Source organism: Oceanobacillus saliphilus (assembly GCF_023522835.1).
In the GTDB taxonomy this organism is placed as follows: domain Bacteria; phylum Bacillota; class Bacilli; order Bacillales; family Amphibacillaceae; genus Oceanobacillus; species Oceanobacillus saliphilus.
Genome location: NZ_JALCZU010000003.1, coordinates 254,745 through 280,979, shown reverse-complemented (window position 1 = coordinate 280,979; position 26,235 = coordinate 254,745). Strand labels below are relative to the sequence as shown.

General features: G+C 39.4%; 21 protein-coding genes. 15 read left to right on the top strand and 6 right to left on the bottom strand.

Annotated features, from left to right (window positions below; genetic code table 11):
- Nucleotides 1-15 precede the first annotated feature (15 nt).
- Complete coding sequence (locus MN204_RS07535; RefSeq protein WP_249870488.1) at nucleotides 16-1,602, top strand: glutathione ABC transporter substrate-binding protein; 1,587 nt, start codon at nucleotides 16-18, stop codon at nucleotides 1,600-1,602.
- Between the two features lie 102 nt (nucleotides 1,603-1,704).
- On the opposite strand, the gene MN204_RS07530 is transcribed toward MN204_RS07535, so the two are convergent.
- Both MN204_RS07530 and MN204_RS07525 read right to left on the bottom strand, forming a co-directional pair.
- A complete protein-coding gene (locus tag MN204_RS07530) occupies nucleotides 1,705-1,953 on the bottom strand; it encodes a GlsB/YeaQ/YmgE family stress response membrane protein (RefSeq protein ID WP_249870487.1) in 249 nt (82 codons plus the stop codon).
- Between the two features lie 77 nt (nucleotides 1,954-2,030).
- On the bottom strand, nucleotides 2,031-2,471 hold the full coding sequence (locus MN204_RS07525) for a DUF2663 family protein (protein ID WP_249870486.1): 441 nt from the start codon (nucleotides 2,469-2,471) through the stop codon (nucleotides 2,031-2,033).
- Between the two features lie 378 nt (nucleotides 2,472-2,849).
- On the opposite strand from MN204_RS07525, the gene MN204_RS07520 reads away from it, so the two are divergent.
- From MN204_RS07520 to MN204_RS07505, 4 genes are all read left to right on the top strand, one after another.
- Nucleotides 2,850-3,599, top strand: a complete 750-nt coding sequence (locus tag MN204_RS07520) for a transposase (protein WP_438804694.1) — start codon at nucleotides 2,850-2,852, stop codon at nucleotides 3,597-3,599.
- A 170-nt stretch (nucleotides 3,600-3,769) separates the two neighbouring features.
- Nucleotides 3,770-4,402 carry a DapH/DapD/GlmU-related protein gene (locus tag MN204_RS07515; RefSeq protein ID WP_249870484.1) on the top strand — a complete coding sequence of 211 codons (633 nt, stop codon included), beginning with the start codon at nucleotides 3,770-3,772 and terminating at the stop codon, nucleotides 4,400-4,402.
- 126 nt (nucleotides 4,403-4,528) lie between these two features.
- Entirely contained in the window at nucleotides 4,529-5,077 is a 549-nt protein-coding gene (locus tag MN204_RS07510; protein WP_249870483.1) for a 5' nucleotidase, NT5C type, read from the top strand.
- A 498-nt stretch (nucleotides 5,078-5,575) separates the two neighbouring features.
- Nucleotides 5,576-7,615 carry a bifunctional metallophosphatase/5'-nucleotidase gene (locus MN204_RS07505; RefSeq protein ID WP_249870482.1) on the top strand — a complete coding sequence of 680 codons (2,040 nt, stop codon included), beginning with the start codon at nucleotides 5,576-5,578 and terminating at the stop codon, nucleotides 7,613-7,615.
- A gap of 193 nt (nucleotides 7,616-7,808) precedes the next feature.
- On the opposite strand, the gene MN204_RS07500 is transcribed toward MN204_RS07505, so the two are convergent.
- A complete protein-coding gene (locus MN204_RS07500) occupies nucleotides 7,809-9,278 on the bottom strand; it encodes a phospholipase D family protein (protein WP_249870481.1) in 1,470 nt (489 codons plus the stop codon).
- Nucleotides 9,279-9,655: 377 nt separating this feature from the next.
- On the opposite strand from MN204_RS07500, the gene asnB reads away from it, so the two are divergent.
- Nucleotides 9,656-11,584, top strand: a complete 1,929-nt coding sequence (gene asnB, locus MN204_RS07495; protein WP_249870480.1) for an asparagine synthase (glutamine-hydrolyzing) — start codon at nucleotides 9,656-9,658, stop codon at nucleotides 11,582-11,584.
- 159 nt (nucleotides 11,585-11,743) lie between these two features.
- On the opposite strand, the gene MN204_RS07490 is transcribed toward asnB, so the two are convergent.
- Nucleotides 11,744-12,001: a hypothetical protein gene (locus tag MN204_RS07490; protein WP_249870479.1), complete on the bottom strand. Its 258-nt coding sequence runs from the start codon at nucleotides 11,999-12,001 to the stop codon at nucleotides 11,744-11,746.
- Between the two features lie 369 nt (nucleotides 12,002-12,370).
- On the opposite strand from MN204_RS07490, the gene MN204_RS07485 reads away from it, so the two are divergent.
- Complete coding sequence (locus MN204_RS07485; RefSeq protein WP_249870478.1) at nucleotides 12,371-13,639, top strand: alcohol acetyltransferase; 1,269 nt, start codon at nucleotides 12,371-12,373, stop codon at nucleotides 13,637-13,639.
- 106 nt (nucleotides 13,640-13,745) lie between these two features.
- On the top strand, nucleotides 13,746-14,354 hold the full coding sequence (locus MN204_RS07480) for a DUF6320 domain-containing protein (RefSeq protein ID WP_249870477.1): 609 nt from the start codon (nucleotides 13,746-13,748) through the stop codon (nucleotides 14,352-14,354).
- A gap of 307 nt (nucleotides 14,355-14,661) precedes the next feature.
- On the opposite strand, the gene MN204_RS07475 is transcribed toward MN204_RS07480, so the two are convergent.
- The gene (locus tag MN204_RS07475) at nucleotides 14,662-15,282 is read right to left on the bottom strand and encodes a TetR/AcrR family transcriptional regulator (RefSeq protein ID WP_249870476.1); all 621 of its coding nucleotides are present in this window, start codon (nucleotides 15,280-15,282) and stop codon (nucleotides 14,662-14,664) included.
- Between the two features lie 152 nt (nucleotides 15,283-15,434).
- Here MN204_RS07475 and MN204_RS07470 point away from each other — a divergent pair, with 152 nt between their 5' ends.
- The 3 genes from MN204_RS07470 (at nucleotide 15,435) to MN204_RS07460 (ending at nucleotide 19,076) form a co-directional block, all read left to right on the top strand.
- On the top strand, nucleotides 15,435-17,672 hold the full coding sequence (locus tag MN204_RS07470; RefSeq protein WP_249870475.1) for an MMPL family transporter: 2,238 nt from the start codon (nucleotides 15,435-15,437) through the stop codon (nucleotides 17,670-17,672).
- A 95-nt stretch (nucleotides 17,673-17,767) separates the two neighbouring features.
- The gene (locus tag MN204_RS07465) at nucleotides 17,768-18,136 is read left to right on the top strand and encodes a TIGR02328 family protein (RefSeq protein ID WP_249870474.1); all 369 of its coding nucleotides are present in this window, start codon (nucleotides 17,768-17,770) and stop codon (nucleotides 18,134-18,136) included.
- A gap of 313 nt (nucleotides 18,137-18,449) precedes the next feature.
- Entirely contained in the window at nucleotides 18,450-19,076 is a 627-nt protein-coding gene (locus tag MN204_RS07460) for a metal-dependent hydrolase (protein ID WP_249870473.1), read from the top strand.
- 73 nt (nucleotides 19,077-19,149) lie between these two features.
- On the opposite strand, the gene MN204_RS07455 is transcribed toward MN204_RS07460, so the two are convergent.
- Entirely contained in the window at nucleotides 19,150-20,769 is a 1,620-nt protein-coding gene (locus tag MN204_RS07455; RefSeq protein WP_249870472.1) for a PucR family transcriptional regulator, read from the bottom strand.
- A gap of 208 nt (nucleotides 20,770-20,977) precedes the next feature.
- On the opposite strand from MN204_RS07455, the gene MN204_RS07450 reads away from it, so the two are divergent.
- The 4 genes from MN204_RS07450 (at nucleotide 20,978) to MN204_RS07435 (ending at nucleotide 26,119) form a co-directional block, all read left to right on the top strand.
- On the top strand, nucleotides 20,978-22,252 hold the full coding sequence (locus MN204_RS07450; protein ID WP_249870471.1) for a M24 family metallopeptidase: 1,275 nt from the start codon (nucleotides 20,978-20,980) through the stop codon (nucleotides 22,250-22,252).
- Nucleotides 22,253-22,354: 102 nt separating this feature from the next.
- The gene (locus MN204_RS07445; RefSeq protein WP_249870470.1) at nucleotides 22,355-23,536 is read left to right on the top strand and encodes a cystathionine gamma-synthase family protein; all 1,182 of its coding nucleotides are present in this window, start codon (nucleotides 22,355-22,357) and stop codon (nucleotides 23,534-23,536) included.
- A gap of 222 nt (nucleotides 23,537-23,758) precedes the next feature.
- The gene (locus MN204_RS07440) at nucleotides 23,759-25,117 is read left to right on the top strand and encodes a glycosyltransferase family 2 protein (RefSeq protein WP_249870469.1); all 1,359 of its coding nucleotides are present in this window, start codon (nucleotides 23,759-23,761) and stop codon (nucleotides 25,115-25,117) included.
- A gap of 63 nt (nucleotides 25,118-25,180) precedes the next feature.
- Nucleotides 25,181-26,119 (top strand): LCP family glycopolymer transferase, encoded by a 939-nt coding sequence (locus MN204_RS07435; protein ID WP_249870468.1) that lies wholly within the window; start codon nucleotides 25,181-25,183, stop codon nucleotides 26,117-26,119.
- Nucleotides 26,120-26,235: the final 116 nt, after the last annotated feature.

Here is a 26,235-nt window from a genome sequence, read left to right as displayed (position 1 = left end):
AAGAGGGAAACCAACATGACAAAACTGAAGAAATCATTAGTACACACTGTTTTTGTGTTAATTTTAAGTATTTTCCTGGCAGCATGTGCAGAAGAACCTGCGGAAAATGCTGGCGAGGACGCTGGTACACAAGGTGGCGATTTAGTGATTGCTACACAATCGGATGCCGTATCACTGGATCCGCATGCGACGAACGACACTCCGTCCGCAAATGTAAGAATCAATATTTTTGATAACTTAGTAATCCAGGATGAAAACATGGAACTCAAGCCAAGTCTTGCTGAAAGCTGGGAACAAATTGATGATACAACATGGGAGTTTCGCCTTCGTGAGGATGTAACTTATCATGATGGATCAGCATTTAATGCGGAAACAGTGAAAGCAAATATCGAACGTATTCTAGATCCTGAAATAGGAGCACCGGTTGCATTTATGTATGACATGGTGACTGAAGTTGAAGTGGTGGATGAATATACCGTACGATTCATTACAGAATTTCCTTTTGCACCACTGCCTGCACATTTAGCGCATCCAGGTGGTCAAATGGTATCAACGGAACAAATTGAAGAAGACTATGCTGCAATGGAAAATGGAGAGCAACCAGGAACTGTGATCAATGAGCAACCAATAGGTACTGGACCTTTCGAATTCCAAGAATGGAGAACAGGGGAGTCCGTTACATTAGTAAACAATGAGAATTATTGGGATGAGCCTGCTTTGCTTAACTCTGTAACTTTTAAAGTAGTTTCAGAAGATTTGACGCGTGTATCTGAATTGACGACAGGTGATTCACATGTTTCGACCCCACTTAGCCCATCTGATGTAGCACAAGTTGAAAATACAGATGGATTAAATGTACAAAGACAGGAAAGTTCATCATTGGCTTACATTGGTTTCAACATGGATAAAGAGCCATTTGATGATGTTCGTGTACGTCAGGCAATTTCCATGGCAATCGATAAAGAAGAAATTATTAATGGGATTTATGATGGTGTTGGGATTCCTGCAAAAGGCCCATTGGCACCAGGGATTTTTGGGCATGATGAAAATCTGGATGGTCTGGAATACAACGTGGAAGAAGCGAAAGCATTACTGGAAGAAGCGGGATATGGCGATGGTTTTTCCGCAACAATCTGGACAAATGACGATCGTCAGCGTATGGATACAGCAACAAATGTACAATCACAACTTGCAGAAATCGGAATTGATCTGAAAGTGGAAGTACTTGAATGGGGAGCAATGCTCGAGCTGACTGCACAAGGGGAACATGAAATGATGGTATTCGGCTGGACGACTGTTACAGGGGATGCCGATAATGGTATGTATCCATTGTTCCACTCGGATAACCTTGGAGCACCAGGTAACCGTACTTTTACAGTTGATGAAGAATTGGACAATTATTTGGATCAGGCACGACAAACAGCAGATCCTGAAGAACGTCTGGAACTATATAGCCAAGCACAGGAAAAGCTTGTAGAAATCGCACCATTTGTATATCTTCTTCATCAGGAATATTTATTGGGAGTAAGAGATGAAGTAAAAGGACTATCACAACTACCAACACAATTATTGCAATTGAAAGAAGTTTATATAGAAGAATAAGCATGGGGACGGTTCTCTTGCTTCCTTTTTGGGCAGATAGGAAAGACAAAACTTTCCTATCTGCCTTAGTTTTCTAATAAAAGAGTGAGAACCGTCCGCCCCCTACTTCCTTACAGCTCTCATAATCATACTTACGATGAAGATAAGCACGATCGCACCAATTAAAGCTGGAACAATGAAAAAGTCTCCAATTTCAGGTCCCCAATTTCCTAACAATGCAGAACCAAGCCAAGCACCAATAAAACCAGCTATAATATTACCGATAATACCACCTGGTACATCTTTTCCAACAATTAGACTAGCCAACCAGCCTAGAATACCGCCAATAATTAAACTCCAAATAAATCCCATTAAAATCTCTCCTTTAACTCATGATGTATTATCTTGTATATCCATCTTATTCATTTCCTAAACAAGGGAAGCTTGCCTCAACTCTTGTATCTTACATTAATCCCGTGACTTTCCAATTTGTTTGAAATTTCATCTCTTAGTTGAGAATGTTCATTGATATACCAAGTGTTCTGCAAATGTTCAATCGTCTCCATTCTAAATTCTTCAAACGTTTTTTTCTTCTTATCTATATTTTTCATGTAATTCAAATGAAAAATATAAAGGCACACTGTTAAAGATAGCCAAGTAACCAGGTAGATATTACTGAAAAAAATGGATAATAACAATAAGATGTCAGTAGTATAAATGGATGAATAAACATAGAAAATTAATAAAGATCCTGAAGCCAAAGTCAATAAAAAGTAAAGAAGTTGCCTGGAAATCAATGTATCCAGATCCTCCTTCAATGTGATGAGTTCAGTAATCATCATTTCCGTATCATGTGTAATACCTCTATCCGCTTCTCTCGATTTGTCCATTTTTTTATCACCTCTAATTATGTTTATGCGCCTGTCCTTAAAATCATGAAGCAAAAGGAACCGTCCCCACGCTTCCACAACATCAAAGATATAATAGATGCAAAATTTAAATAATTAGTATATGATAGGCCTTAAGAAATTGACTCAAATAAAATTCCTTCCGTTTTTTGACCCCACCATTCCCACACACATAAACCTACAGTAAGTACTTCGTAAATGTATTCACTTGCCAAGTTAAACCACAAACCATTTCCTGGAAGCAAGGGGACGGTTTTTTTTGCTTCACTTTTCATCTTGAAGCAAAAAAACCATCCCTTTGCTTCCACAAGAGAGGTGATCGAGATGCCGCGCAGGGCCTGAAAAAGAAGTAATAGTGGTATTTACCACATCATGTTGAGAGGTGCTAATAAAGAGGAGATATTTCATGATGATGTGGATTGTCTAAGATTTATGGTTACGATTGAAAAATACAAAATAAAATCAGGGATGAAAGTTTATGCATGGTGTTTAATGGGGAATCATGTGCATTTCTTAGTAAAGGAAGGTAATGAGGATATTTCTATTACAATGAAACGAATTGGTGTGAGCTTTGTTTCGTATTATAACTGGAAATATGATACAGTTGGACATCTTTTCCAGGATTGGTTCAGAAGTGAAAATGTGGAAACGGATTTGAGTTTGGTAAAAGTAGCAAGGTATATTCACCAGAACCCCGTAAAAGCTGGAATCGTTAATCGGCCGGATGAGTGGATATGGAGCAGCTGCCATAGTTATTACAGTGAAGCCGAAGCCGCCAATGCTGGGAATCTCTTAGATATTAATTTTATTCTAGGAAAGTTTTCAACAGATTTGACGATTGCTAAAGAGAAATTTAAGGAATTCAATGAAGAAAACAATCATGATGATCGTTTGAATGACAGCTTCGATTATAGGTCCAGATTAACAGACGAAGAGGCAAAACTACGAATAAAGAATTTACTGGATAAGATTGAGATCGCACAGGTGAAAAGTTTACCAAAATCAAAAAGAAATGAAGTGTTGCGAAAAGTAAAAGAAATTGAAGGTTTATCGCAACGCCAAGCAGCACGGATATTGGGGATATCTCCTAGCCTGGTATTCAAAGCTTAAAGGAAGCAGAAGAACCGTCCCACTGCTTCCTTTAATTTTTTTTAACGATAAGAATAAATTGCGTTTACAATCTTAACATGGCAACAAGTTATACTTGTATTATGTAACTGCCTAAATAAAGAGTGGTAGGCTGATTGAACATAGCGAATACAAAGAGGAGCTGACATATCATGCAGCATATCCATCAACCAGGAAGGAAAAAGGAGCTTTCAAGCAAACCCAGTATTCATGAAACGAGTCATATTTTGGATAGCCAAGCAGGAGAATGGGTTTCAATCGGCCCTACTAACAAGATTGTAGAATCGGTCATTGATGACTATACATATACGATGGATGATGTCACGATAAACTATAGTACGATAGGTAAATTCACTTCCATTGCTTCCCACGTTTGCATAAATCCAACCGACCACCCAATGTATCGAGCAACACAGCATCATATGACATATCGCAGGGCTGATTACGGTTTGGCACATATCGATGATGTTGAAATTTTCAATTGGCGTCGCTCTAATAGAGTAACAATCGGACATGACGTTTGGATTGGTCACGGAGCTATAGTAATGAAAGGTGTTACGATTGGTCATGGGGCAGTAATTGGGTCAGGTGCAATTGTGACGAAGGATGTGGAGCCATACGCGGTAGTAGTTGGAGTGCCAGCCAAACCAATTAAACAACGGTTTTCCAGTGACATTGTTGATAAGTTACTTGAAATTTCCTGGTGGGATTGGTCTCGTGAGGAATTGAAAGAACGTTATCATGAAATGAACGATATCGTCTCTTTTGTTAAAAAATACGGCTGATTATGTATTCGGTGCAGGCTTCATCACGCATCATTTAGGAGCATCATGAAAGCAAGGTTTTGTAAGGGATAGAAGCAAGAGAAAGACCCTTGGCTTCTATCTTAATAAGAATAGGGGAGTACATGTATGAATAGGAAAAGTATAGCGGTTGATATGGATGAGGTTCTTGCAGACACCTTTAAAAAAATAGTGAAAACTGCAAATGATATATGTAATCTTTCATTATCTGAAGTGGATGTTAAAGGTAATAGGATATGGGATTTTATAAATAAAGAACAGGCAAAGGAATTGAGAAAAGCGATTAACACCCCAGGATTTTTTAGGGATTTAGAAGTTATTGATTCAGCAGTATTTGCAGTTAAAGAGCTTTCAAAGCATTACGACATTTATATCGCTACAGCTGCCATGGAAGCTCCGAACTCTTTTCATGATAAGTATGAATGGTTAATGGAGCATTTCCCCTTCCTGGATCCTCGATATTTTATTTTTTGCGGGAATAAGAAAGTCGTCCATGCAGACTATCTAATTGATGATACAGTTAGTCAGTTAGATGCGTTTACAGGAGAAGGTATCCTATTTAAAGCAAATCATAACGAAAACACAGTAACCAACCACATACAAGTGGACAGCTGGAACGAAGTATTGACACTGTTCAGCAGCTTACGAGTGGTATAAAGGAAGCATGGGGACGGTTCTCTTGCTTCTTTTTTATTTGAAATCGGTAGGAAGAGAACCGTCCGAGACCACTGAAAAAGTCTCTCTCTAAAAAATACAAAAAATCAATTCCCAATCAAAAGATAAATTATCATATTTGTGGGGTTTCAATGTCCAATTTAACACCAAAAGACGATTGCCTGTCACTGGTCTAGAACCGTCCCCATGCTTCCCTCGTTTGTTAAGATTATTTAACTAATTTTCGGGTGGGTATTCTATTTTAATTATTCTTATTTGTGTATAAAGACTCAGGAGAAGTGCCTGGAAAATTTGCTTTCCCATTTATGGAGGTATAAAGATCTGGGTAAAAGTGATTATACCCTTTAGCCAGTTAACAAAAACGTAAATTGACTTCCAATTCATTGCTATTTATACTAATCTCGTATCTAGAATCCATGATTTGGTGCTATTTTCATAGATACATAGAAGGATTCCAAAATAAAAGGAGTGTTGAATTTTATGCGTAGTAAAGGTAAACGGAGTAAGGCATTAGGCGCTTTATTATCAGTAACTTTAGGAGTTAATTTACTCCTCCCTGTAGCTCCTGTAACGGTAAATGCAGCCGCAAATCTTTCTGAAGTTGAAGCGTCAGCAGAGTTGTTTGAATACAATCTACAGAATTACAAAACGGGTAAATTGATGGTCCACGACCCGAGGGTATCCATTACGCTCGATGCTACTTCACATATTAAAAATGGAATTGTGTTCACAGGAGATTATGCAGAATTCTATGGGGATGGATTTGAGGACACATCCGTAACGATTAAACCTAAAAATGATGGAACAGTCGTTGACTTTAAGGGAACCGAATTATCAAAAGTTATCATAGAAGGAAATAAAGTTAGAGAAATAAGAGGATCTGAAAATGTTGAGGAAATGGATTTTGTGAAAGGAGCGAATCCGGATACAATCGATTTTCCTGAGGAGACAAATTTTGAGCTATCTATTATGCATACCAATGATACGCATGCTAACTTGGATAATGTTGCAAAACTAGTAACAGCAGTGAACGAAGTAAGAGATGAAAAACCACATGCACTTCTTTTGGATGCTGGCGATGTAATGTCAGGAACATTGTATTTCAATGAATTCAATGGAATGGCAGATTTGCAGTTTATGAATCTAATGGGCTATGATGCAATGACATTCGGTAACCATGAATTTGATTTAGGGTCTAGTGCAGAAGGGCTTCAAGCATTAGTAGATTTCATTGAAGCGGCTCAATTCCCATTTGTCAGTTCAAATGTGGATTTTTCGGGAGATGAAAAATTTACAGGGCTATTTAATGATTTAATTTCAAGTGAACCAGAAAATGGCCAAATTTATAATGGTATCATTAAAGAAATTGAGGGAGAAGAAGTGGGTATCTTCGGACTTACAACTGCCGAAACAGCTGATCTTGCAAGCCCGGGAGATGTCACTTTCGATGATTATATTGAATCAGCGGAAAAAGTAGTTGCTGCATTTGAAAATCAAGGCGTTGATAAAATAATAGCAGTAACACATATCGGTTTTGATGACAATCCAGCCGTCGATAATGACTTAACTTTAGCTGCTGAGGTCGATGGTATTGATGTTATTGTCGGTGGACACAGCCATACACAATTGGACGAGCCTGTTGTCGTTGATACAGATGAAAATGGAAGAGTGAAAGACCCGACCATCATTGTTCAAGCTTATCAGTACAATAATTTCCTGGGAACACTTGATGTTGAATTTGATCAAAATGGTGTTGTTGTAGGATTTGCTGGGGAATTGATTTCGATAGCTGATAAAGAAGCAGATCCAGTAGCTGCAGAGATGTTATTGGAATATTCATCTGTAATTGAGGAAGTATCCCAACAGGAAATTGGAGCAATAGCTGAGACAGCACTATTGAATCCAAGATTATCTGATCATGGTAACGATGGGACAAGTGTGAGGAACAGTGAAACACCACTTGGAAATCTCATTACAGACGGTATGCTTGCAAAAGCAAAACAATTCAATAATGAAGTAATCATGTCGATGCAAAATGGCGGTGGTATCCGTGCTGGAATCGATGAAGGTCCAATAACGGTTGGTGAAGTAATCACAGTCCTTCCATTCGGAAATACACTGGCAACAGTTGAGCTATCAGGAGCAGAATTAAAAGAGGTATTTGAAATCAGTCTTAGAAACTATCCCGGCGAGAGCGGTGGGTTCTTACATGTGTCCGGTGGAAAGGTAGAATTTGACTCTTCCAAACCAGCTGGAGAACGTGTTGTGTCAATCTCCTATGAGAACGAAGACGGGGATTACACAGTAATTGAGGATGAAGCATTTTATACAATAACAACGAACGCATTTACTGCTAAAGGTGGGGACGGATTCACCGTCTTTGTAGATGCTTATGGAGAAGGCCGAGTAACCGACTTAGGACTTTCCGACTGGGAAAACTTCGCAGAGCACCTAACAAACCTCGGTAACGTATCAGGAAAAGTCGAAGGACGCATCCTAGACATAGCAACACAACAATAAAATCAAAGGAAGCATGGGGACGGTTCTCGTGCTTTCTTTTTTATTTGGCAGGTAGGGGTAGATAAGTAATCAGCTACCTAATCTACTTATCCGCATAAGTATAACGAAGGCTGCCAAAAACCTTTCGATGGACAGCTAAGCTTTATCTCAGTCACAGCAGTGGAAGCAAAAGAACCGTCCCCATGCTTCCTTCCTAGTATGTTGTGATGCGCAATGTTTTTTGCAGCCAATAGATTCCGTATTTGACTGGTGTGAGTGCATCGTCTTGAGTTTCATATTCAAGAGTGAATTCTGCATTGTCGTTGTACCATATTCTCTGGAAATAAGCATGAATATCCTGGATGAATTCACTATCTGTGGGTGCGGTTATGCTGATGTTATTTTCTAAATTGTAATCATCGAGGTTTCTCGATGTGAAGTTACTGGAGCCTGCTGTGACATAGCTTTCATTACCCGAGTTTATAAACGCAATTTTTGAATGATACTGTTCTTCATTCGTGTTATACCATCGAATCATTATATTTCCATTTGAATTCTCCATCAATTCGCGTGCCACTGGAATATTTGGCAGGCCGATTTTTTGCGAACCAAAAGCATTCTCGTTTGGGTCCAAAATTATTCTGATTTGTGCATTTCGATCGGCTGCCATCTTCATTGCCTCGATTACCGTTCTATCAGATAGATAAAACATGCCTATCCAAATTTCATCACCTTCACCAGCCTGGTCTATGGCGGTAATTAACGCATCCTCAATTTTATTTTCGGTTACAATTTGGGCGGCGATCGTTCCTTCCTGTTGGCGATCAGTCGATAGGATTAAGTCCAATTCTTCTCTGGTCGGAAAGGCATCCAGATTACCTTCAGAAAAAGCAGCGACTGCCCGCTCCGATTCCACCATATCCTTTAGAATGGGGCCTGCTACTTTAACAGCGATATTGGAATGATAGCCACTGGCATCGTGGACATTTGCGGAAAGAACGAGTCCATGATTTTCCGTAATGATTGCTTTTCGGTGATTCGCCTTGATATTCAATAACTGCAAGTATGATCTTGCTGTCACGTCAGGAGATGTCTCTCCGAAAGGATTGGGAATCCAGCCATTTCCCTCCTGCCCGAACCATTGGAAAAACATCCGCCAAATCCCGGAGTACAAAAGATTTGGGTCTCGCAATCTGGACAAGTCGGTATAGACAACTTCTGCCCCAACTTCTGCCAAGTGATCGATGTGTTCCGCTTCATGCGAGTGATACGTTCGATTGATGTCATCCGTAATGAATACGACTTTTAAATCGGGATGGGATTCCATCTGCTGCCTAATTGTCTGAGAAAATGTGGAACTGAGTTTAGGGAAATCTCTGCTTTCATCTGAGAATTCATTGACCATAAACATATCGATAATTAAAAATTCTTCTGCCTGTCCGATCATCTCGAGTACCTCTTCAAATATTCGGTGTTCATAGATTTCGTGGCCATTCTGCTGATAGGTGAGGTCATATAAAAATTCAATTTCCTCTTCGGTAAGCAAATGCGTTTCTCCTGTATAGGAAATGCCTTCTGGGAGGGGCTTTTGCTGGTGGTAGATGAGGACCGATATGTATACGATAATAAATGCCGAAAGTATCCACCAACGCTTTTTATGGAACCATCTTCTCTTTTTATTCATCCGTGTTCTCCCTTATGTACGATTTATTTCTTATAATTTACCCTTTTTGGGGGTAATTAACACTTTTGGGTGTGTGAGAGAAATCTCCCTTCATACGAACTAATTGATCTCTTAAGAGAAGATTTGTGAAAGACACTGGATTGGTTCGGTTTCATTATATAGTCATTGGAGTTTTGTAGAATCGGTCCATACTAAAATACAGGAAATGAGGAGGGTTTTACCGTTTGAAAATAGGCTGGAAGGCCTGTTCGAACAGTTAAAACCACAGCAAAAATTAACAATATTAATTTGGAAAAAATGGGATATTTTTCAAATTAATATGGTATTATAATCTTACCTGTGACGAATGTTTATCACGGGATAGGGGGTCATTTTTTATGTGTGGTTTTGTAGGAATGGTTTTTAATAGTCCGATAGAGTTAAATGAAAGAGATAGAAATTTATTTAAAGAACAGAATAATATCATTACACATCGGGGGCCCGATGATGAGGGCTATTATTTTGATCACCATATCTCACTGGGATTTAGACGACTAAGCATCATCGATATAGAGAGCGGTAATCAGCCATTAAGCTATCATGATGAGAATCTATGGATGGTTTTTAATGGGGAAATATATAATTACTTGGAGTTGCGTACAGGGTTGATACAGGAGGGTTACTCATTTGCAACCGAATCTGATTCGGAAGTAATTGTGGCAATGTTTTCCAAGCATAGAGAGAATACGTTTCAATATTTAAGGGGCATGTTTTCGATTTTGATTTGGGATAAGAACGATAAGACTGTATATGGCGCGAGGGATCCGTTTGGCATTAAGCCTTTGTTTTATCATGAAACATTAACTGCTGCAATCTTTGCTTCTGAGAAAAAAAGTATTCATTTAATGCTTGAAAATGAAATCGTTAATAGGGAAGCATTGCAGCATTATTTAAGTTTTCAATATGTACCGGAGCCGATGACGATGACTGCTGGGATTCAGAAGGTTGAAGCCGGTCATTATTTTACGAAAAAGCTCGGTGAACCGATTGCGTTCACAAGATATTTTCACGCAACTTTTCAGCCAAGAGCGAGAGAAAAAAGTGAATGGATTAAAAAAATACAAGAAGTCATGTTCGATTCGGTAAAGCTGCATATGCGCAGTGATGTTCCTGTAGGTTCTTTTTTATCTGGAGGTATCGACTCCACATTGATCGTTTCGATTGCAAAAGAATTCAATCCAAATATAAAGACCTTTTCGGTAGGCTTTAAACAGGAAGGCTTCTCAGAGGTTGATGTGGCAAAGAAAACAGCGGATAAACTAGACGTTCAAAACATTTCCTATATGATAACACCGGAGGAATATATAGAAAAGCTGCCTAAAATAATGTGGCATATGGATGACCCTTTGGCAGACCCTTCTTGTGTACCATTGTATTTCGTTTCCAGAGAAGCGAGAAAACATGTAAAAGTGGTTCTGTCTGGAGAAGGAGCCGATGAATTATTTGGCGGATATAACATCTATCGCGAGCCGGAATCTTTGCGTGTGTTCCATTCGATTCCTGCACCTGCCAAGCAGCTACTGGGGAGAGTTGCTGCCGTATTGCCGGAGGGTGTGAAAGGGAAGAGTTTTCTGGAACGGGGAACGACTCCTCTAAGGGACCGCTACATCGGCAATGCAAAAATGTTTGAAGAAAACGAGAAACGTCAACTATTGAAAACTTATTCGGATTCGTTATCATATCGGGATATCACAGGGGAGTTTTTTAATAATGCAGCAGATTATCCATTGGTAAATCAAATGCAATATGTCGATATTCATACGTGGATGCGAGGGGATATATTGCTGAAAGCTGACCGGGTAACGATGGCGAATTCACTGGAATTGAGAGTTCCTTTTCTTGATACGGAGGTTTTCCGGGTTGCGAGTGAAATTCCGGTTGATTTGAAAATCGCAAATGGAATAACGAAGAACTTGTTAAGGGAAGCATCGCGCGGTATCGTTCCTGATCATGTGCTGGACCGTAAAAAACTCGGATTTCCAGTGCCAATCCGACATTGGTTGAAGAAGGAAATGAATGGCTGGGCTAAAAACCTGATCAAGGAAAGCGAGACAGATCACTTGATCAATAAGCAATTTGTTCTTGATTTACTGGAAGCCCATTGTCACGAAAAAGGTGACTACAGCCGGAAAATCTGGACGGTGCTGATGTTTATGCTGTGGCATCAGATATTTATTGATGGTAAATATGATGTTACGGAGCTGAGTAAGCTGGAGAATGATGTTGTTGTAGATGATAAAATGGATCAGGAGTTGCTTCGCGTTTAAGGGAAGCAACTAAAGTAAGGACTAATATAGATAACAATGGCATGATTTCATATCATTATGTAAGAAGCAGGAGAAAAAATCTTCTGCTTCATTTTTATGCAGATAGGTGCATAAGTGTAACCAAGTTTTCTAATAAATTCATGAACTATAGACTAAAACTTACCAATAATATCCAGGATAATACGGTGAGTAATAACCATAAGGTGGATATTGCGGGTAAGGTGGATAATAATATCCTCCACCATATGGATGGAAGAGTGCACTGGCAAGCAGCCCACCTGCAATGCCACCGACAAATGGAGCTAATGGAAATCTGTAATCATGGGAAGCACCATCAACTGGATACGCAGGTGCAGAACGATATTCGGTATACGGATATGCCCCGTGGTCCCCTGTTTCTGAAATAATATGATTCATCAAACAACCCTCACTTCTATATTTCCTTTCTCCAATAACCTATGCACCCGCCCATTAGAACTATTGGGCTATTATCCCAAATTGAAAAAAAGAAGCATGGGGACGGTTCTCCTGCTTCTTTTTTGCGCTCAAAACAAGAGCGGTTACACGTTTGTTGCATGTGGTTATTGGGTAGGATAGGCATTCGATAATGATGTTCGTTTTACCGAAAATGATTGAATTTATCCGAGAGTTTGGGGTATTATACCGATGATCACAAGGCTATACCGATAATGCTCCCCAATTATCCGAGAATCCTCCATTATATGATACAATTGTTTGGTAATAAACGTGGAATACCGTATTTGGTACGTAAAGGAGACTGATTTGATGAAGGATGACAACTTGTGGTACAGGCTCGATAATGCTGGAAAATTATATTCTTCAATCATTTCTTCCAGGGCGACAACTTTGTTCCGAATATCGGCAACACTCACCAAACCCATTGATCCGGAGTTGCTGCAAAAAGCGCTTGAAGCAACATTGGAGCGTTTTCCTTTTTATAAGGTTCAGTTGAAGCAAGGTTTTTTTTGGTACTATTTTGAAGGAACGAATCAAACTCCCATGGCGGAAGAAGAAAAGTACTATCCATGCATGAGTTTATCCATTAAAAAGCGAGGTTCATTTCCATATCGGGTACTGTATTTTGATAAGCGGATTGCAGTGGAATTATCACATAGTATTACGGATGGTACGGGAGCACTTAAGTTTTTATATGAACTTGTCACACAATATCTGCATTTAAAGGAATCAATTCCGTTAAAAAATGAGAAAATAAGTGAAGAACAACTTCAATCAGAAACAGAAAATGCTTTTCGAAAGTATTATGAAAAAGATATCCCTGCGCCAAAGTCCCGTATTGGAAAATCTTTTAAACTTCCGATTGAACTGGATAAAAAAGGGCATTACCATATTGTAACAGGAATCATAAGTGTGGACGCATTAAAAGAAAAAGCGAAGGAATATGGTGTTTCCATAACGATATTTCTGACAGCGGTATATATTGAAAGTCTGTTAAAAATTCAGGAAAGAACGGCACGGAGGAAGCTTCCCATTGTCATCAATGTCCCGGTTAATATGAGATCTTATTTTGAGAGTGAAACGATGCGGAATTTCTTTGTGAGTATAACGCCGTCAATAGATGCGAGGCTCGGCGAATATGAATTTGAAGAAATTGTCGCAGAGCTAAAGATTGAATTTAGCCGGTTGCTTACACCGAAGAAATTGAAGCAGTATATAAAACGGAGTGTTATCAGTGAAAAGTCAATTTTTTTGCGATTAATGCCTTCGCCTATAAAGGATATTGTTGCTCCATCCATCTATTCTTTTTTCGGTGAGGGACAATATACGAGCGGGCTTTCAAATTTGGGTATAGTTAAAGTGCCAAGTGAAATAGAGGAATTTATTGAAAGGTTTGAATGTTATCCACCGCCAAGCATCGGGAATAAAGTAAAGGCACTTTTTATTAGTTATAAAAATAATGTATATATCTCCTTTGGAAATTTATCTAAAAATCGAATGCTGGAACGTGAATTTTTTCAAAGCATCCGTAAGCAGGGGATTGAAGTGACTATCGAAACAAATGACGAGGAGTATTAACATGGCCTATTGTCCAAAGTGCGGTATAAAGGTGGAAGGCGATGACCGTCCTTGCCCATTATGCAATTTTCACATTCCAAAAGTGAATCAAGTAGAAGGAAAACCCGTGAGAAAATTTCCAAAAGCAGCGAATCCATACCCTGCCCATCTGAGAAGGGTGCTGAACCGTATTTTTGTATTTGTGACTTTATTGGTATTTGTCGCGGTCAGTTTGATTTTCTATATAGATTATGAATTAAACCAAGCATTTACATGGTCAAGATACAGTAATATTAGCATTCTTGCAGGCTGGGGAATTTTATATTTTTCATTTGGCTATGTGCGCAGCTTTTATAAAGTGATTACCGGTATAGGAATGATCTGTTTAGTGTTGCTGTTTGGCTTGGATTTTTTCAATGGAGGCCTTGCCTGGTTTGTACCATTGGCACTTCCGATTGTTATCGGGACAACCGTTATAGGTATCGTCTATTGGAGCGTGATAAGAGCCTTATCTGTAAGAGGGTTCAATGTTATCGGATTTTTCTTTATTGCGGTCGTTCTCCTCTCCATGCTCGTTAACTTTTTCATTACGAGGTATCAAGAGGAAACAGATCCTCTCAACTGGATAATTATTACCGGCCTGCAGCTTTTACCAGTGGTTGTCATTATGATTTACGTTAAATATGTTCTGGGGGAAAGGACGAAACGTAAAATTGCCAGGAAATTTCATTTGTAATCGTGGGGGAAGCATGGGGACGGTTCTTTTGCTTCCTTTTAACGTATAGCTGCAGATGCATAGAGACTTTTCTTAAATCATAAGAAAGGTCTTTTTTTAGCAGTCAATAAACCAATATAGCTCCGTATTAAGCAGCTGCCATTTACAAATTTTATCGAAGGAGATAGAGGATTTCTGAATAAATGGACCGAATAACGAATAGAGTTCTAAGGTAGATTGCTAAATCCCAGATACCTCTTCCACCCAAATATCTTAATAACAACTTGCTTCAACGCAAATAGAAGCAAGAGAACCGTCCCCATGCTTCCTAATTTGCCAATCCATTCCAATATAATTTTATCATTTGAGTTGCTAAATCATCGAGTGATGAGAATGTTTCTTCAGAAGCGATATCGATTTTATTACCAGCTGTCAGTATGGATACAAACATAAATGCACCGAGGCGAGGGTTGTTGGGAGGTATTTCTCCATTATCCATCGCTTTTTTTATGGCGTGTTCCAATACGCTGTACAATTTGTCTTCGGCTTCCTTCATCAACTGTAGTTGTTCATTAGAAAGAGCTGTTTTTGCTTCCTTCATAAAGGAATGGATATTAATATCTACGGTTGCTTGCATTTGTGCTTTTGCAATCTGGAATAACTGGGTTTCCAGTGATTCATTTGTAGAGAGAATGGCTGCAGTTCTTTGTTTGATTCGAATCATTAATTGAACCATTGCATCTGTAAAAAGGTCTGTCTTTGTTTTGTAATAATAATAAACGGTTGCTTTTGTCACATCACATTTTTGAGCAACATCGTCCATCGATACGGATGGATAACCCTTTTCCAAAAACATGCCAGTTGCTACTTGCAAGATGGTATCCTTCGTCGATGTTCCATCTTGATCTTTACGAGGTCTCCCCAATGGTCGTGGTGTGCGTTGCTGCATTATATCCAACTCCAAATTTAATATAATTGCTATATTATAACATATTTTAAAATAAATAATACTTGAATAATTAACCAACTAGTATATATAATTATAAAGCATATGACTAAGAAAAATAACAAAGAAAGTCCATGCAAGAGAGGATGAGGATTGTGATAGAGGTTTTGAAAAAGTGGGGAGCTATTGTTGCGAACAGTAAAACTCGCTGGGCAACGATATTCATATGGATCGCATTGATTGGAATTTTTTCATTCATTTGGCCACAGGTAAACGATCGCGAGACATCAGATACGCAATTATTGCCGGATGATACGATGTCTGTGGTAGCAAGTAAGATTTCTAATGAAGAGTTCTCGGATGATGCAGGTATACCATTATTATTAGTATGGCATCGCGACGAGGGACTAAGCGAATCGGATTATGACTTGATCCAAACCCTTTATGGCGATTTAAATAGTTCACCTGTCGATAAACAAACGTTTATTCCTCCTTTTCAGGATATTCCTGCTGCTGCCATGGTAGAAAGTGCTTCTGAAGATGGGGCAGCATTTATAACACCGGTATTTTTTGATGATGGTGCGTCAACAGATGAATTGCAAGCTGCTTTAGATCAGCTGGAAATGAAGATATCGGAGCAATTTGGGAGCGAAGTGCTGGAAAATGAAATAGATGCTGCAGGTCTGCATGTACGTTTTACCGGGCCGGTCGGAATCCAGACGGATGCTGTTTCGCTATTTAGCAATGCTGATATTACATTGTTAATTGCGACGGTACTAATCGTATTTACCTTGCTAATTTTACTGTATCGTTCTCCCATTTTGGCGCTAATCCCGCTTCTTGCTGTTGGGATGGCCTATGGAATTATAAGTCCTCTGCTCGGGTTTTTAGCAGATAAGGGATGGATTGTCGTTGATGGCCAAGCAATCTCCATCATGACAGTTCTTCTGTTTGGAGCGGGAACGGATTATTGTTTATTTTTAATTTCGCGTTACCGTGATGAACTCCGAATTGAAAAAGATAAGTATGTTGCTTTAAACCGCGCAATTCGTGGTACAGGTGGCGCCATCATGATGAGCTCCATAACAACTGTTTTAGGGCTGCTATCACTGGGGCTTGCTTACTACGAATCCTATGATCGTTTTGCGGTACCGTTTAGTTTATCGATTTTCATTATGGGGATCGCTGCTTTGACGCTACTGCCGGCGATTTTAGCTTTACTTGGGCGTGTCGCGTTTATCCCGTTTATTCCTCGTCTGGAAGAAATGATTCAAGAAATGGAGAAGAAAAAAGGAAAGAAAATGCGCCGTCCGAAACCGAGTCATCGTATGGGCAAAAAGATCGGTACATTTGTTACAGAAAAACCGTGGACCATTCTGATTGTTAGTATGATTATCCTCGGTAGTTTAGCTGCTTTTGTACCGAAAATGCAATTTACGTATGCTTTATTAGGTTCTTTCCCTGAAGATATGCCATCACGTGAAGGCTTTACAGTAATTGCTGACCACTATCCACCAGGTGAAATTGCTCCTGTCAGTGTAATTGTGGACACAAAAGGAGAGGACGTGTCCCTGAAAGAAGAATTGGAGGAACATCCCTATGTAGAGATTGTTTCTGATTCAGTTGAAGGAGCAGTAACGAAAGATGTCCAAGAATGGCAAGTCACGCTTTCCATAGATCCGTATTCTACAGAAGCAATGGAAAGTATTCCAGAACTTCAAGCTATCTCAACGAATGCATTAAGCGATACAGGTGTCGCCAATGCGGAAGAATCTGTCTGGCTTGGTGGTGAAACAGCTTCACTATATGATACAGAGCAAGTTACTAACCGAGATCAAGCAGTGATTATACCTGTTCTTTTAGTAATTATTGGTTTATTACTTGTGGCTTTCCTTAGGTCGATTGTTGCGATGATTTATTTACTTGCAACAGTTATCATTTCCTATTTAGCTGCACTTGGTTTAGGTTGGATTGTCTTGCATCATGTCTTTGGTGTAACAGAGATTCAAGGGTTGATTCCGCTCTATTCGTTCGTCTTTTTAGCCGTTCTGGGAATCGACTATAATATATTCCTAGTATCAAGCTTATGGAGTAAACGCAAAGAAATGCCCCTTAAGCAGGCTATTTCTGAAAGTGTTGGAGAAACAGGAAGTGTCATTAGTTCAGCAGGGCTTATTTTAGCGGGTACGTTTTCCGTCCTTACTGTACTTCCTTTAGAATTACTTGTCCATTTCGGTACAATCACTGCACTCGGAATTTTAATTGATACATTTATCGTCAGACCATTACTTGTACCAGCTCTTACCGCTTTACTTGGGCGCTATGCTTTCTGGCCTGGAAAGCTGTGGAAGCTTCGAGATGATGAGACTTACAAAGTCGTTTCAAAGGAATAGGAAGCATGGTGACGGTTCTCTTGCTTCCTTTTGGAAGCAGAAGAACCGTCACCGCGCTTCGAGATGGTTACGTATAAAGAAATCAGGTGAAAAAAATGCGCTTATGGCATGAAGAACTTATTCCAAGACTGCCTCGTCAGCAGTTATTGGGACAGCACCGAGAATGTTGTGCGCTACGTGGTCTGGGGTGGAATAAAAAGCACGCCACAGTGGACTATGTATTTCAGTATTCTCCTTATAAGTTATATCAGTACCATCTGAAAGTGTTGGATGAAATGAAGAAGCGAGGATATAACAATGATCCATTATGGGAGAATCCGATGTATCGCGGGAAAGCCTGTCCACCTTATGAAGAAGATGTGTTTAAGAAGGAAAATGAGAGCAGACCGATTTATCCAGAGCATCATGCGGCTTACATGGAAGAATGTATTGATAATCTTTCAGCTAAGGGGATTCACTTGTAATCGTGAAAGAACTGTCTCGTTAGAAGTAAATTTTTGTAAACAAGTTATCAATCGAATGGAGAAAATCTAATTTAATTATAAAGAAGAGATTGCACTAGAATATGATAGTGGTGCAATCTCTTTTTTAGAACTCTCCATGTGTACTCCCCACTCCTCACCGCCCCGACAAAGAATCCATAAAACCACAGAGAATTTTTCATAGACTAGGAGGCCACAATAAATTTAAATCCCCCTTCCAGCCATTTTTACTGTAAAATATATCCTGGTGTTTAGAAAAATACCACATTATTTTTACGTGAAGGTGGTATTCATCATGAATGGAACAGCACATGTTGCAATTGGATCAGCAGTTGGATTTATTGTAGCTACGAATAGTGGTTCATCTCCCACTGAAACATTCATCTTAGTCGGATTAGGGGCTATCTCTGGTTTGATGCCTGACCTTGATGTCGATGGAAAACTCCGAAATAGAATTACCTTTTCCCATAAGGTGATCCAGTCAGTTGCACAATTAATTGGGATCCTAATGATTATCTATAGTATTTTTGAAGGAAGTGCTGAAAATAGATATCTTGGGATGGGAATCGGCCTGGCGATGCTTATCCTATCTTCATTCATCAAGCAAAGGCATATGTTGATGATTACAGGTATCGGGGTGATTGCAGGAGGGATTTCATTACATGAAATTTGGTTGCTACTGCTAGGGATTTATATTTTAATCGCTTCCTATGTTTCACATCGAAGCTATACACATTCGATTATCGGGGTCATTTTCTTCGGCGTGATTGCGTCCAAATTGGAAATATCTCTTGGAATCGAAGGCGTTTTTCAAGCCTGTCTTGCCGGATATATTAGCCATCTGATTGCAGATAGCAAATTTTTGCTAGTCAATAGACGTGGCATAAAATTATTTCTGCCCTTCTCATCAGTAGAAATGTAAACAGCAGGAAAAGCATGGGGACGGTTCTCTTGCTTCCTTTTTGGAAGCAGAAGAACCGTCCCCACGCTTCCCACTACTTCCTCTCAAACCTAATTCCCCATAATTTCAAACACAGGTCGAGCAGAAACACGTCATCCGGGTTGTCTAGTGATCGCTCTGTTAACTTCTCGATTTTTCTCAAGCGATACAATAGGGATTGCCGATGCAATGAAAGCGTTCTGGCGGTTTGACTGACATTCTTTTGGTGATGGATATAAGTAGCAAGGGTATGCAATAAATCTAGCCCTTTATTTTTATCGTACGCTGCAATATTTCCAATCGTAGAGTGCATGATTTCGGTTGCAGAAGGGTTGTTCATCAATGTTGAAAGCAGTTGATAGATTCCTGTATTTGCATAGGTGAATCGTTGACCTGGTCCTTTATGTGTCCTGCCGATTTCAAGGGCAGTACGTGCATTTTGATAGCTTAAGTGAAAAGTAAACGTTCCTGCTTGATTTTCACCGATGCCCCATGAAAAAGAAGGGATTTCTTTTTTTTCTACAAATGGATCAATCTTATCCAAAAAACGATGTGCTTGCTGGCTTGCATTGTCATTATTGCATTCAATAAAGACAATAACAAAATGGCGGTGGAAAGTATGGATTATTTTTTTGTTAAGCAAATTGGCTGAAGACTTTATCTTATTGGATATCGTCTTTTTAAATGTTTTTTCAAATTCATTAACAGAATCGCGGTTGGGAATCTGATAAAATTCAACCAGATTTTCGGGATATCCTACCATACATACATATGGTAGCTGGACATGAAGGCCTAATGTTTCCCCCTGTTTTATAAAATCCTCTTTGCCATTCGTCGCCCAGTCTCCATTCAATAGAAGCTGCATAAACTCCTCCTTTTCTTTTTCTTGTGCATTTATTTTTGTCTGTTCTTTGAGAATCCATAACGAAAGGATGGTAACGGTCTGTTTCAGGATTAACCATGGAATTGGCGTAGCGTTTGTAGTCTTTGATTGAAGGAGAAGACGATATGTCTCGTACGTTGACATGTGCATTGGTAAGGTTTGCTTGAAGTGACCATCTGAAGATTGGATGATAGATGGCTCTGGCTGCTGGAAAGTTGGTAGGAGCGCCTCGGATTCGATTAGAGTTGGGTGCAGCCAACCAGTCTGATTGTTGCTCTGTATGGAAACATCCATTTGCAAATTCTCGGACAAGTAGGATAGAGCATCATCAAGGGATTGATTATCCATATATAATTGAAGAAGTTTTCGCTGGATGATATCGGCTCTAGCCTGGGAGTTTTGTTCCCAATGGTTAATTTGTTCGAGGGTAATTTTTATAATATCGCCAAAACGCAGTTCCCAAGGCAGTTCAATCAGAGGAAAATTTCGCTCCTGACAGAAGCTGATAATCTGTTCTGGAATGTCCAGCACATGTCTACCTGTGGAAATTGCCAACGCAGCAGCACCACTGGAGTACACAGCTTCTACATAAGCAAGGAAAAGGTCAGGATTGTTTCCGCACCCGATGGCCATCGTTAATACGAGTTCATTTTCCCGGACAAAATCTTCAACTGGCATCTCCATAACGGTAACAGAGTCGATAGGCTTCGATGAAATAACCTGTTCAGCTGCTAATAAATGGACAGAATCCAATAATGGATTTGCTATTAAATCCTTCACAGTATATTGCAATGTAATGACCTCCTTTTGTGTAAGCGTGGGGACGGTTCTCTTGCTTCCTTTTAGGAAGCAGAAGAACCGTCCCCGCGCTTCCTAAAAACTGTCTAAAATAAATCATACAAAATGGTGAATAGTATTTTTGTCTCTATAGAGGTAAGATAATTATAACAATTTAAACTATTGAGTTAAATGTTTATTTGTGAAAGGGGTTGGTTTTGTGATGGCTGCTTTTGACATGATGGAGTATAAGGACCGCATTCGAAAAACAAAAGATAAGATGGCCGAAAAAGGAATGGATGTATTACTTCTTACCGACCCGGCAAATATGAATTATTTAACTGGATATGATAGCTGGTCATTCTATGTACACCAGCTTCTGATCATACTTCCTGATGAAGAAGAACCATTCTGGATCGGCCGTGGACTGGATTTAAATGGAGCGAAGGCAACAACCTGGCTTAGTGAGACGCAAATCATCGGTTACCCTGATGACTATGTTCACTCCAGAGAGAATCACCCAATGGATTTTGTCTGTCGTATTCTGAAAGAAATTGGTCAGGCGACTGGCAGAATCGGTATTGAAATGGATTCGTATTATTTTACAGCAAAATGCTATACCCAATTATATGCAGGACTTCCGCAGGCTGTCTTCATGGATGCTACGAATCTCGTAAACTATGTTCGAATCATTAAATCGGATAAAGAAATCGAATATATGAAAAATGCCGCAAAAATTGTGGAGAAGGCGATGCAAACTGGAATTGACGCGATTGAAGTTGGTGTCAGGGAATGTGATGTCGTTGCCGAGATTATGCATGCACAGATAAGCGGAACCGTTGAATTTGGGGGAGATTATCCTGCAATTATGCCACTTCTGCCATCCGGTAAAAAAACAGGAGCACCGCATCTTACTTGGACAGATGAAGCCTATAAATCTGGTGAGCCAGTCACTTTAGAATTGGCTGGATGCTATAAACGCTATCATTCCCCGCTTTCCCGTACCGTCTATCTCGGGGAAGCTAATCCAAAAGTGACCTATCTGGCAGATGCCGTCATTGAGGGATTAAATGCAACAATTGATGGAATTAAACCAGGAATGACCGGGGAAGAGGTTGAGGCAATCTGGAGCAAGTCGATTGCCAAAAGTGGGTTCATCAAAAATACCCGTATCGGCTATTCAATGGGTCTTAATTATCCGCCAGACTGGGGAGAGCATACTGCAAGCTTGCGACCAGGTGATAAAACAGTCCTGCAGCCGAATATGACATTTCATGTTATACCTGGAATTTGGCTCGAGGAGCATGGTGTGGAAATCAGTGAATCGATTCGGGTAACGAAAAATGGGTGTGAAGTTTTAGCCGATTTTCCAAGAAAGCTATTTGTTAAACCTTCCCAAAAGTTTTTTAAGATAAGTGGCTTACATGAAAATAGTGATGGAAAAGTACTTGAGATGGTGAATGATGATTTACATGGTGGAAGTACGTCGGTTGAATGATAAGCAGTTGAAGGTTTCTAATTAACGGAATCATATGATGGTTGCAAGAATTGAGTACTAGCAGCTAGCGGGATAACGAGAAATTTAAGGGAGGCTGATTACATGACAAAAGAACAAGGTAATATTGGAACGAAATCAGTTTGGGCAGGAGAAGCGGATGTACTCGTTCATGGAGCTACACAGGTACCTGTCGTTGTGAGTGTGGCATACAACTATGATGATATGGATGAATGGTATGATGTTGCCACCGGTAAGAAGCAAGGGCATATTTACGGAAGGAACACGAATCCCACGGTTCAGGCTTTTGAGGAAAAGGTGCGGATTTTGGAAGGGGCAGAAGCATCGACTAGTTTTTCTACGGGAATGGCTGCAATCAGCAATACGCTTTATACCTTCCTGAGGCCAGGCGACCGGGTTGTATCCATTAAAGACACGTATGGAGGAACGAATAAGATTTTTACTGAATTTTTGCCGAATATGGATGTTGACGTTGCACTTTGTGATACAGGGAACCATGAGAAAATGGAAGCTGAGATTGAAAAAGGCTGTAAAATACTCTATTTGGAAACACCGACAAATCCTACCGTAAAGATTACGGATATCGAACGGATGGCAAAAAAGGGAAAAGAGGCAGGCGCACTTGTCATTATAGATAACACATTTGCGACACCAATCAATCAAAACCCGCTTGAACTCGGTGCAGATCTTGTGCTGCATAGCGCGACAAAATTTTTGGGAGGCCATGCAGATGCGTTAGGTGGCGTCATTTGCGGATCAAAGGAACTGATCGAGCCAATCTATCATTATCGGGAAATCAATGGAGCTACAATGGATCCATGGGCAGCCTATTTGTTGCTGAGAGGAATGAAGACGCTGAAGCTTAGGGTTAAGCAACAAGAAATTAATGCGGTAGCGATTGCAGAATTTCTGCTCAAACAGGATTTGGTAGAGGACGTCTATTATCCAGGATTGAAGACCCACGTCAATCACGATATTGCCAAAAAACAAATGAGAGGGTTCGGAGGCATGCTCAGCTTTTCGTTGAAAGGCGGAATGGATGCCGTGAGAATCCTGCTGCCAAACTTAGTCTATGCAAATCGGGCAGCAAATCTTGGTGCCGTGGAAACAACGTATGGTCCTGCGAGAACGACGAGCCACATAGAATGTACACCGGAAGAAAGAGCAAAAGTGGGAATTCCGGAAGGGCTTGTGCGCGTTTCAGCAGGGATTGAAGATACAGAGGATTTAATTAAAGATCTAGAGCAAGCATTTGCTAATTTGTAAGCGTGGGGACGGTTCTCTTGCTTCCTTTATGGAAGCAAAAGAACCGTCCCTGCGCTTCCTTATTTCGACTTAGGTAATACCGACCGTTATTTGAAATGTATATTACATTACTGTTAAGAATCATAGGGCATACGTATTGATTTAAAATTTACCCCCAATAAAAATGCAACCTCTCTTGAAGAGCTATAATATGAAAATAATTTAAGAGAGGAGATTCTATTTTTGGAACTATATCTTCAGATTTTGTTTTACCTATGTTTGTTTTTCCCTGTTCTTCATATATTCCATTGTTTACCTTGGTTTAGTGTTCAGGGGGAAAACGAAAAACGCAATCCGATAACAGAAAAAGGTATAAGCATTTTAGTCCCTTGCTACAATGAAGCCGGCATCATCGAAACGTCTGTTAACAGTATGCAGTCATTTCCCTACAAAAATTTTGAGGTGATCTATGTTAATGATGGTTCGACCGATGAAACGTTTCCCCTGTTAAAGGAATACTTAAATCTGGAGCCTTGTTGGAAAAAACCACTTAATAATCTGCCGCATGAAGAAGTGGAAAGTATCTATCAATCAAAGCTTCAACCGAATATCTATGTTGTCAATAAAGTAAATGGTGGAAAAGCAGATGCATTGAATGCGGGGATAGAATATTCCACAAAAGAACTAATCATTACATTAGATGCAGATACAGTATTAACAGAGACAGCCTTAACAGCAGTCAACGACAAATTTGATGATGAGAACGTAGTGGCAGCAGGTGGCATGGTACATGTCTTACAAACGAAAACAAAGAAGGCTTTAAGCAAGCTATCGCTATCAGGGGCAAATTTTCTTGTGCGCGCTCAAATGCTTGATTTTCTAAAAGCATTTTACGTGACGAAAATTTCGTTGGCACGTTTTCAAGGATTGGCCATCATATCCGGAGCCTTCGGTATCTTCAAAAAAAATCTGCTTATTGAGGTTGGGGGCTATCGATCATCGGTAGGTGAGGACATTGATATTACATTGAAAATCCAACGGTACATATCTAAAAAGAAAAACAGAAAGAAGAAAGTCATATTAATTACCGATGCAATCAGTTATACCGAATTACCGGAAAACTGGAAAGATTTATTTAAGCAGCGAATACGCTGGCAAAAGGCTTATGTTGATTGCTTGTTCCATTTCTTTCCATTTCTATTAAAAACCTTATTTACAAGGTCTGTTTCTTTTTTCTATATTGTAGAATCACTTTTCGTTGCAATTCTAGCAGGATATATGACTATAGGAATCTTTATCTATAGTGCAACAGTAAATTTTTCACTTAGTTTAGTTAGTTTTGTATTTCTTTATCTGTTATACATTGTTTTATTTAATCTTCTTTACGATATCCTGGCAATTATGCAGATTAAGCGATATGGGTTTACCTTTGAGAAAAAGAATGGGTTCCGTTTATTCCTGACTATTATATATGATGTTTCGGTTCATCGTTTCATTACGATGTATTTTGTATTGTACGGGAGTATCGCATATTTCTTTAATCGGGACTGGAAAAAGGTTGCACGAACTGGAAGAAACTATGGGACGGATATTGCTTCCTAGTGACTCTGTTGCTGGATTTCAACAAAACAGATGATAAATATTGGAGTTTAAGGTGAGGACGAAATGAACAAATATAGAATTAAGAAGATCGTGTTAATTGTAATAACTGTTTTTGGTGTTGGTCTTGTGGCAACTGGAAGCTATGCATGGAATATGTTCACATCAGCAATTACGAATATTCAAGAAGAAATTGATAATAACGAAAGAGAAAAGCGATTGGAACAAATCAATTTAGCTGAAGGTGATCCAATCACCATCTTACTGATGGGTATTGATGAGCCAGAAGATGAAGGAGACCCTTATCAACGGTCGGACACACTCATTTTTCTAACATTAAATCCGCAGACACAATCAACACATATGGTGAGTATTCCCCGGGATACATATACGGATATTGTTGGACATGGTAAGAAAGACAAAATCAATCATTCTTATGCTTTTGGCGGTACAGATATGACATTACGAACTGTGGAAAATTTCCTGGATGTACCTGTTGACTACTTTATACGAATGAATATGAATGGGTTTGAGGACCTTGTGAATGCAGTTGGTGGGATTGAGGTAGATAATGATTTTAAGTTTAAGTATAAAGGTGTTACCTATGAGGAAGGTCCAATTCACTTGGATGGATATGAAGCATTACATTATTCACGCATGAGAAAACAGGATCCCCGAGGAGATTTCGGCCGTAATGAGAGACAGCGGGAAGTTATACAAGCGATTGTGGATAAAGGTACTACGATGACCGGAATAACATCTTCTATTTCTAATTTTGGTGAGATTATTGGAGTGATTGAAGATAATGTCAGAACAAATTTAAGTTTAGAGAATATGTGGGATATCCAGTCTAATTACCAGGATGCACTTAATAATGTGGTAGAACATGAAATTTCCGGGACAGAAACAGAAATCAATGAGACATATTATTTTATGGCTGATGAAGAAGAAGTAAAAAATATTTCTGAGGAATTGAAGAAGCAGTTGGATAAGCAGTCAAAATAAATTTATTCGTTTTGTATTCCCAACAATGTAGTGGATGCTTTTGAATTAGAAAGTAGTTGAATTATTCAATGGCTAATTATTTATTTTTAAGAGGTAACCGAAACAAAGGGTTTTTT

What these genes read in the sequence shown, in the direction of transcription:
- MN204_RS07535 (WP_249870488.1), top strand. Translation starts at nt 16, where the DNA reads ATGACAAAACTGAAGAAATCATTAGTACACACTGTTTTTGTGTTAATT.
- MN204_RS07450 (WP_249870471.1), top strand. Translation starts at nt 20,978, where the DNA reads ATGGCTGCTTTTGACATGATGGAGTATAAGGACCGCATTCGAAAAACA.
- MN204_RS07435 (WP_249870468.1), top strand. Translation starts at nt 25,181, where the DNA reads ATGAACAAATATAGAATTAAGAAGATCGTGTTAATTGTAATAACTGTT.
- MN204_RS07505 (WP_249870482.1), top strand. Translation starts at nt 5,576, where the DNA reads ATGCGTAGTAAAGGTAAACGGAGTAAGGCATTAGGCGCTTTATTATCA.
- MN204_RS07485 (WP_249870478.1), top strand. Translation starts at nt 12,371, where the DNA reads ATGAAGGATGACAACTTGTGGTACAGGCTCGATAATGCTGGAAAATTA.
- MN204_RS07460 (WP_249870473.1), top strand. Translation starts at nt 18,450, where the DNA reads ATGAATGGAACAGCACATGTTGCAATTGGATCAGCAGTTGGATTTATT.
- MN204_RS07445 (WP_249870470.1), top strand. Translation starts at nt 22,355, where the DNA reads ATGACAAAAGAACAAGGTAATATTGGAACGAAATCAGTTTGGGCAGGA.
- MN204_RS07465 (WP_249870474.1), top strand. Translation starts at nt 17,768, where the DNA reads ATGCGCTTATGGCATGAAGAACTTATTCCAAGACTGCCTCGTCAGCAG.
- MN204_RS07510 (WP_249870483.1), top strand. Translation starts at nt 4,529, where the DNA reads ATGAATAGGAAAAGTATAGCGGTTGATATGGATGAGGTTCTTGCAGAC.
- MN204_RS07530 (WP_249870487.1), bottom strand. Translation starts at nt 1,953, where the DNA reads ATGGGATTTATTTGGAGTTTAATTATTGGCGGTATTCTAGGCTGGTTG.
- MN204_RS07500 (WP_249870481.1), bottom strand. Translation starts at nt 9,278, where the DNA reads ATGAATAAAAAGAGAAGATGGTTCCATAAAAAGCGTTGGTGGATACTT.
- asnB (WP_249870480.1), top strand. Translation starts at nt 9,656, where the DNA reads ATGTGTGGTTTTGTAGGAATGGTTTTTAATAGTCCGATAGAGTTAAAT.
- MN204_RS07490 (WP_249870479.1), bottom strand. Translation starts at nt 12,001, where the DNA reads ATGAATCATATTATTTCAGAAACAGGGGACCACGGGGCATATCCGTAT.
- MN204_RS07525 (WP_249870486.1), bottom strand. Translation starts at nt 2,471, where the DNA reads ATGGACAAATCGAGAGAAGCGGATAGAGGTATTACACATGATACGGAA.
- MN204_RS07515 (WP_249870484.1), top strand. Translation starts at nt 3,770, where the DNA reads ATGCAGCATATCCATCAACCAGGAAGGAAAAAGGAGCTTTCAAGCAAA.
- MN204_RS07475 (WP_249870476.1), bottom strand. Translation starts at nt 15,282, where the DNA reads ATGCAGCAACGCACACCACGACCATTGGGGAGACCTCGTAAAGATCAA.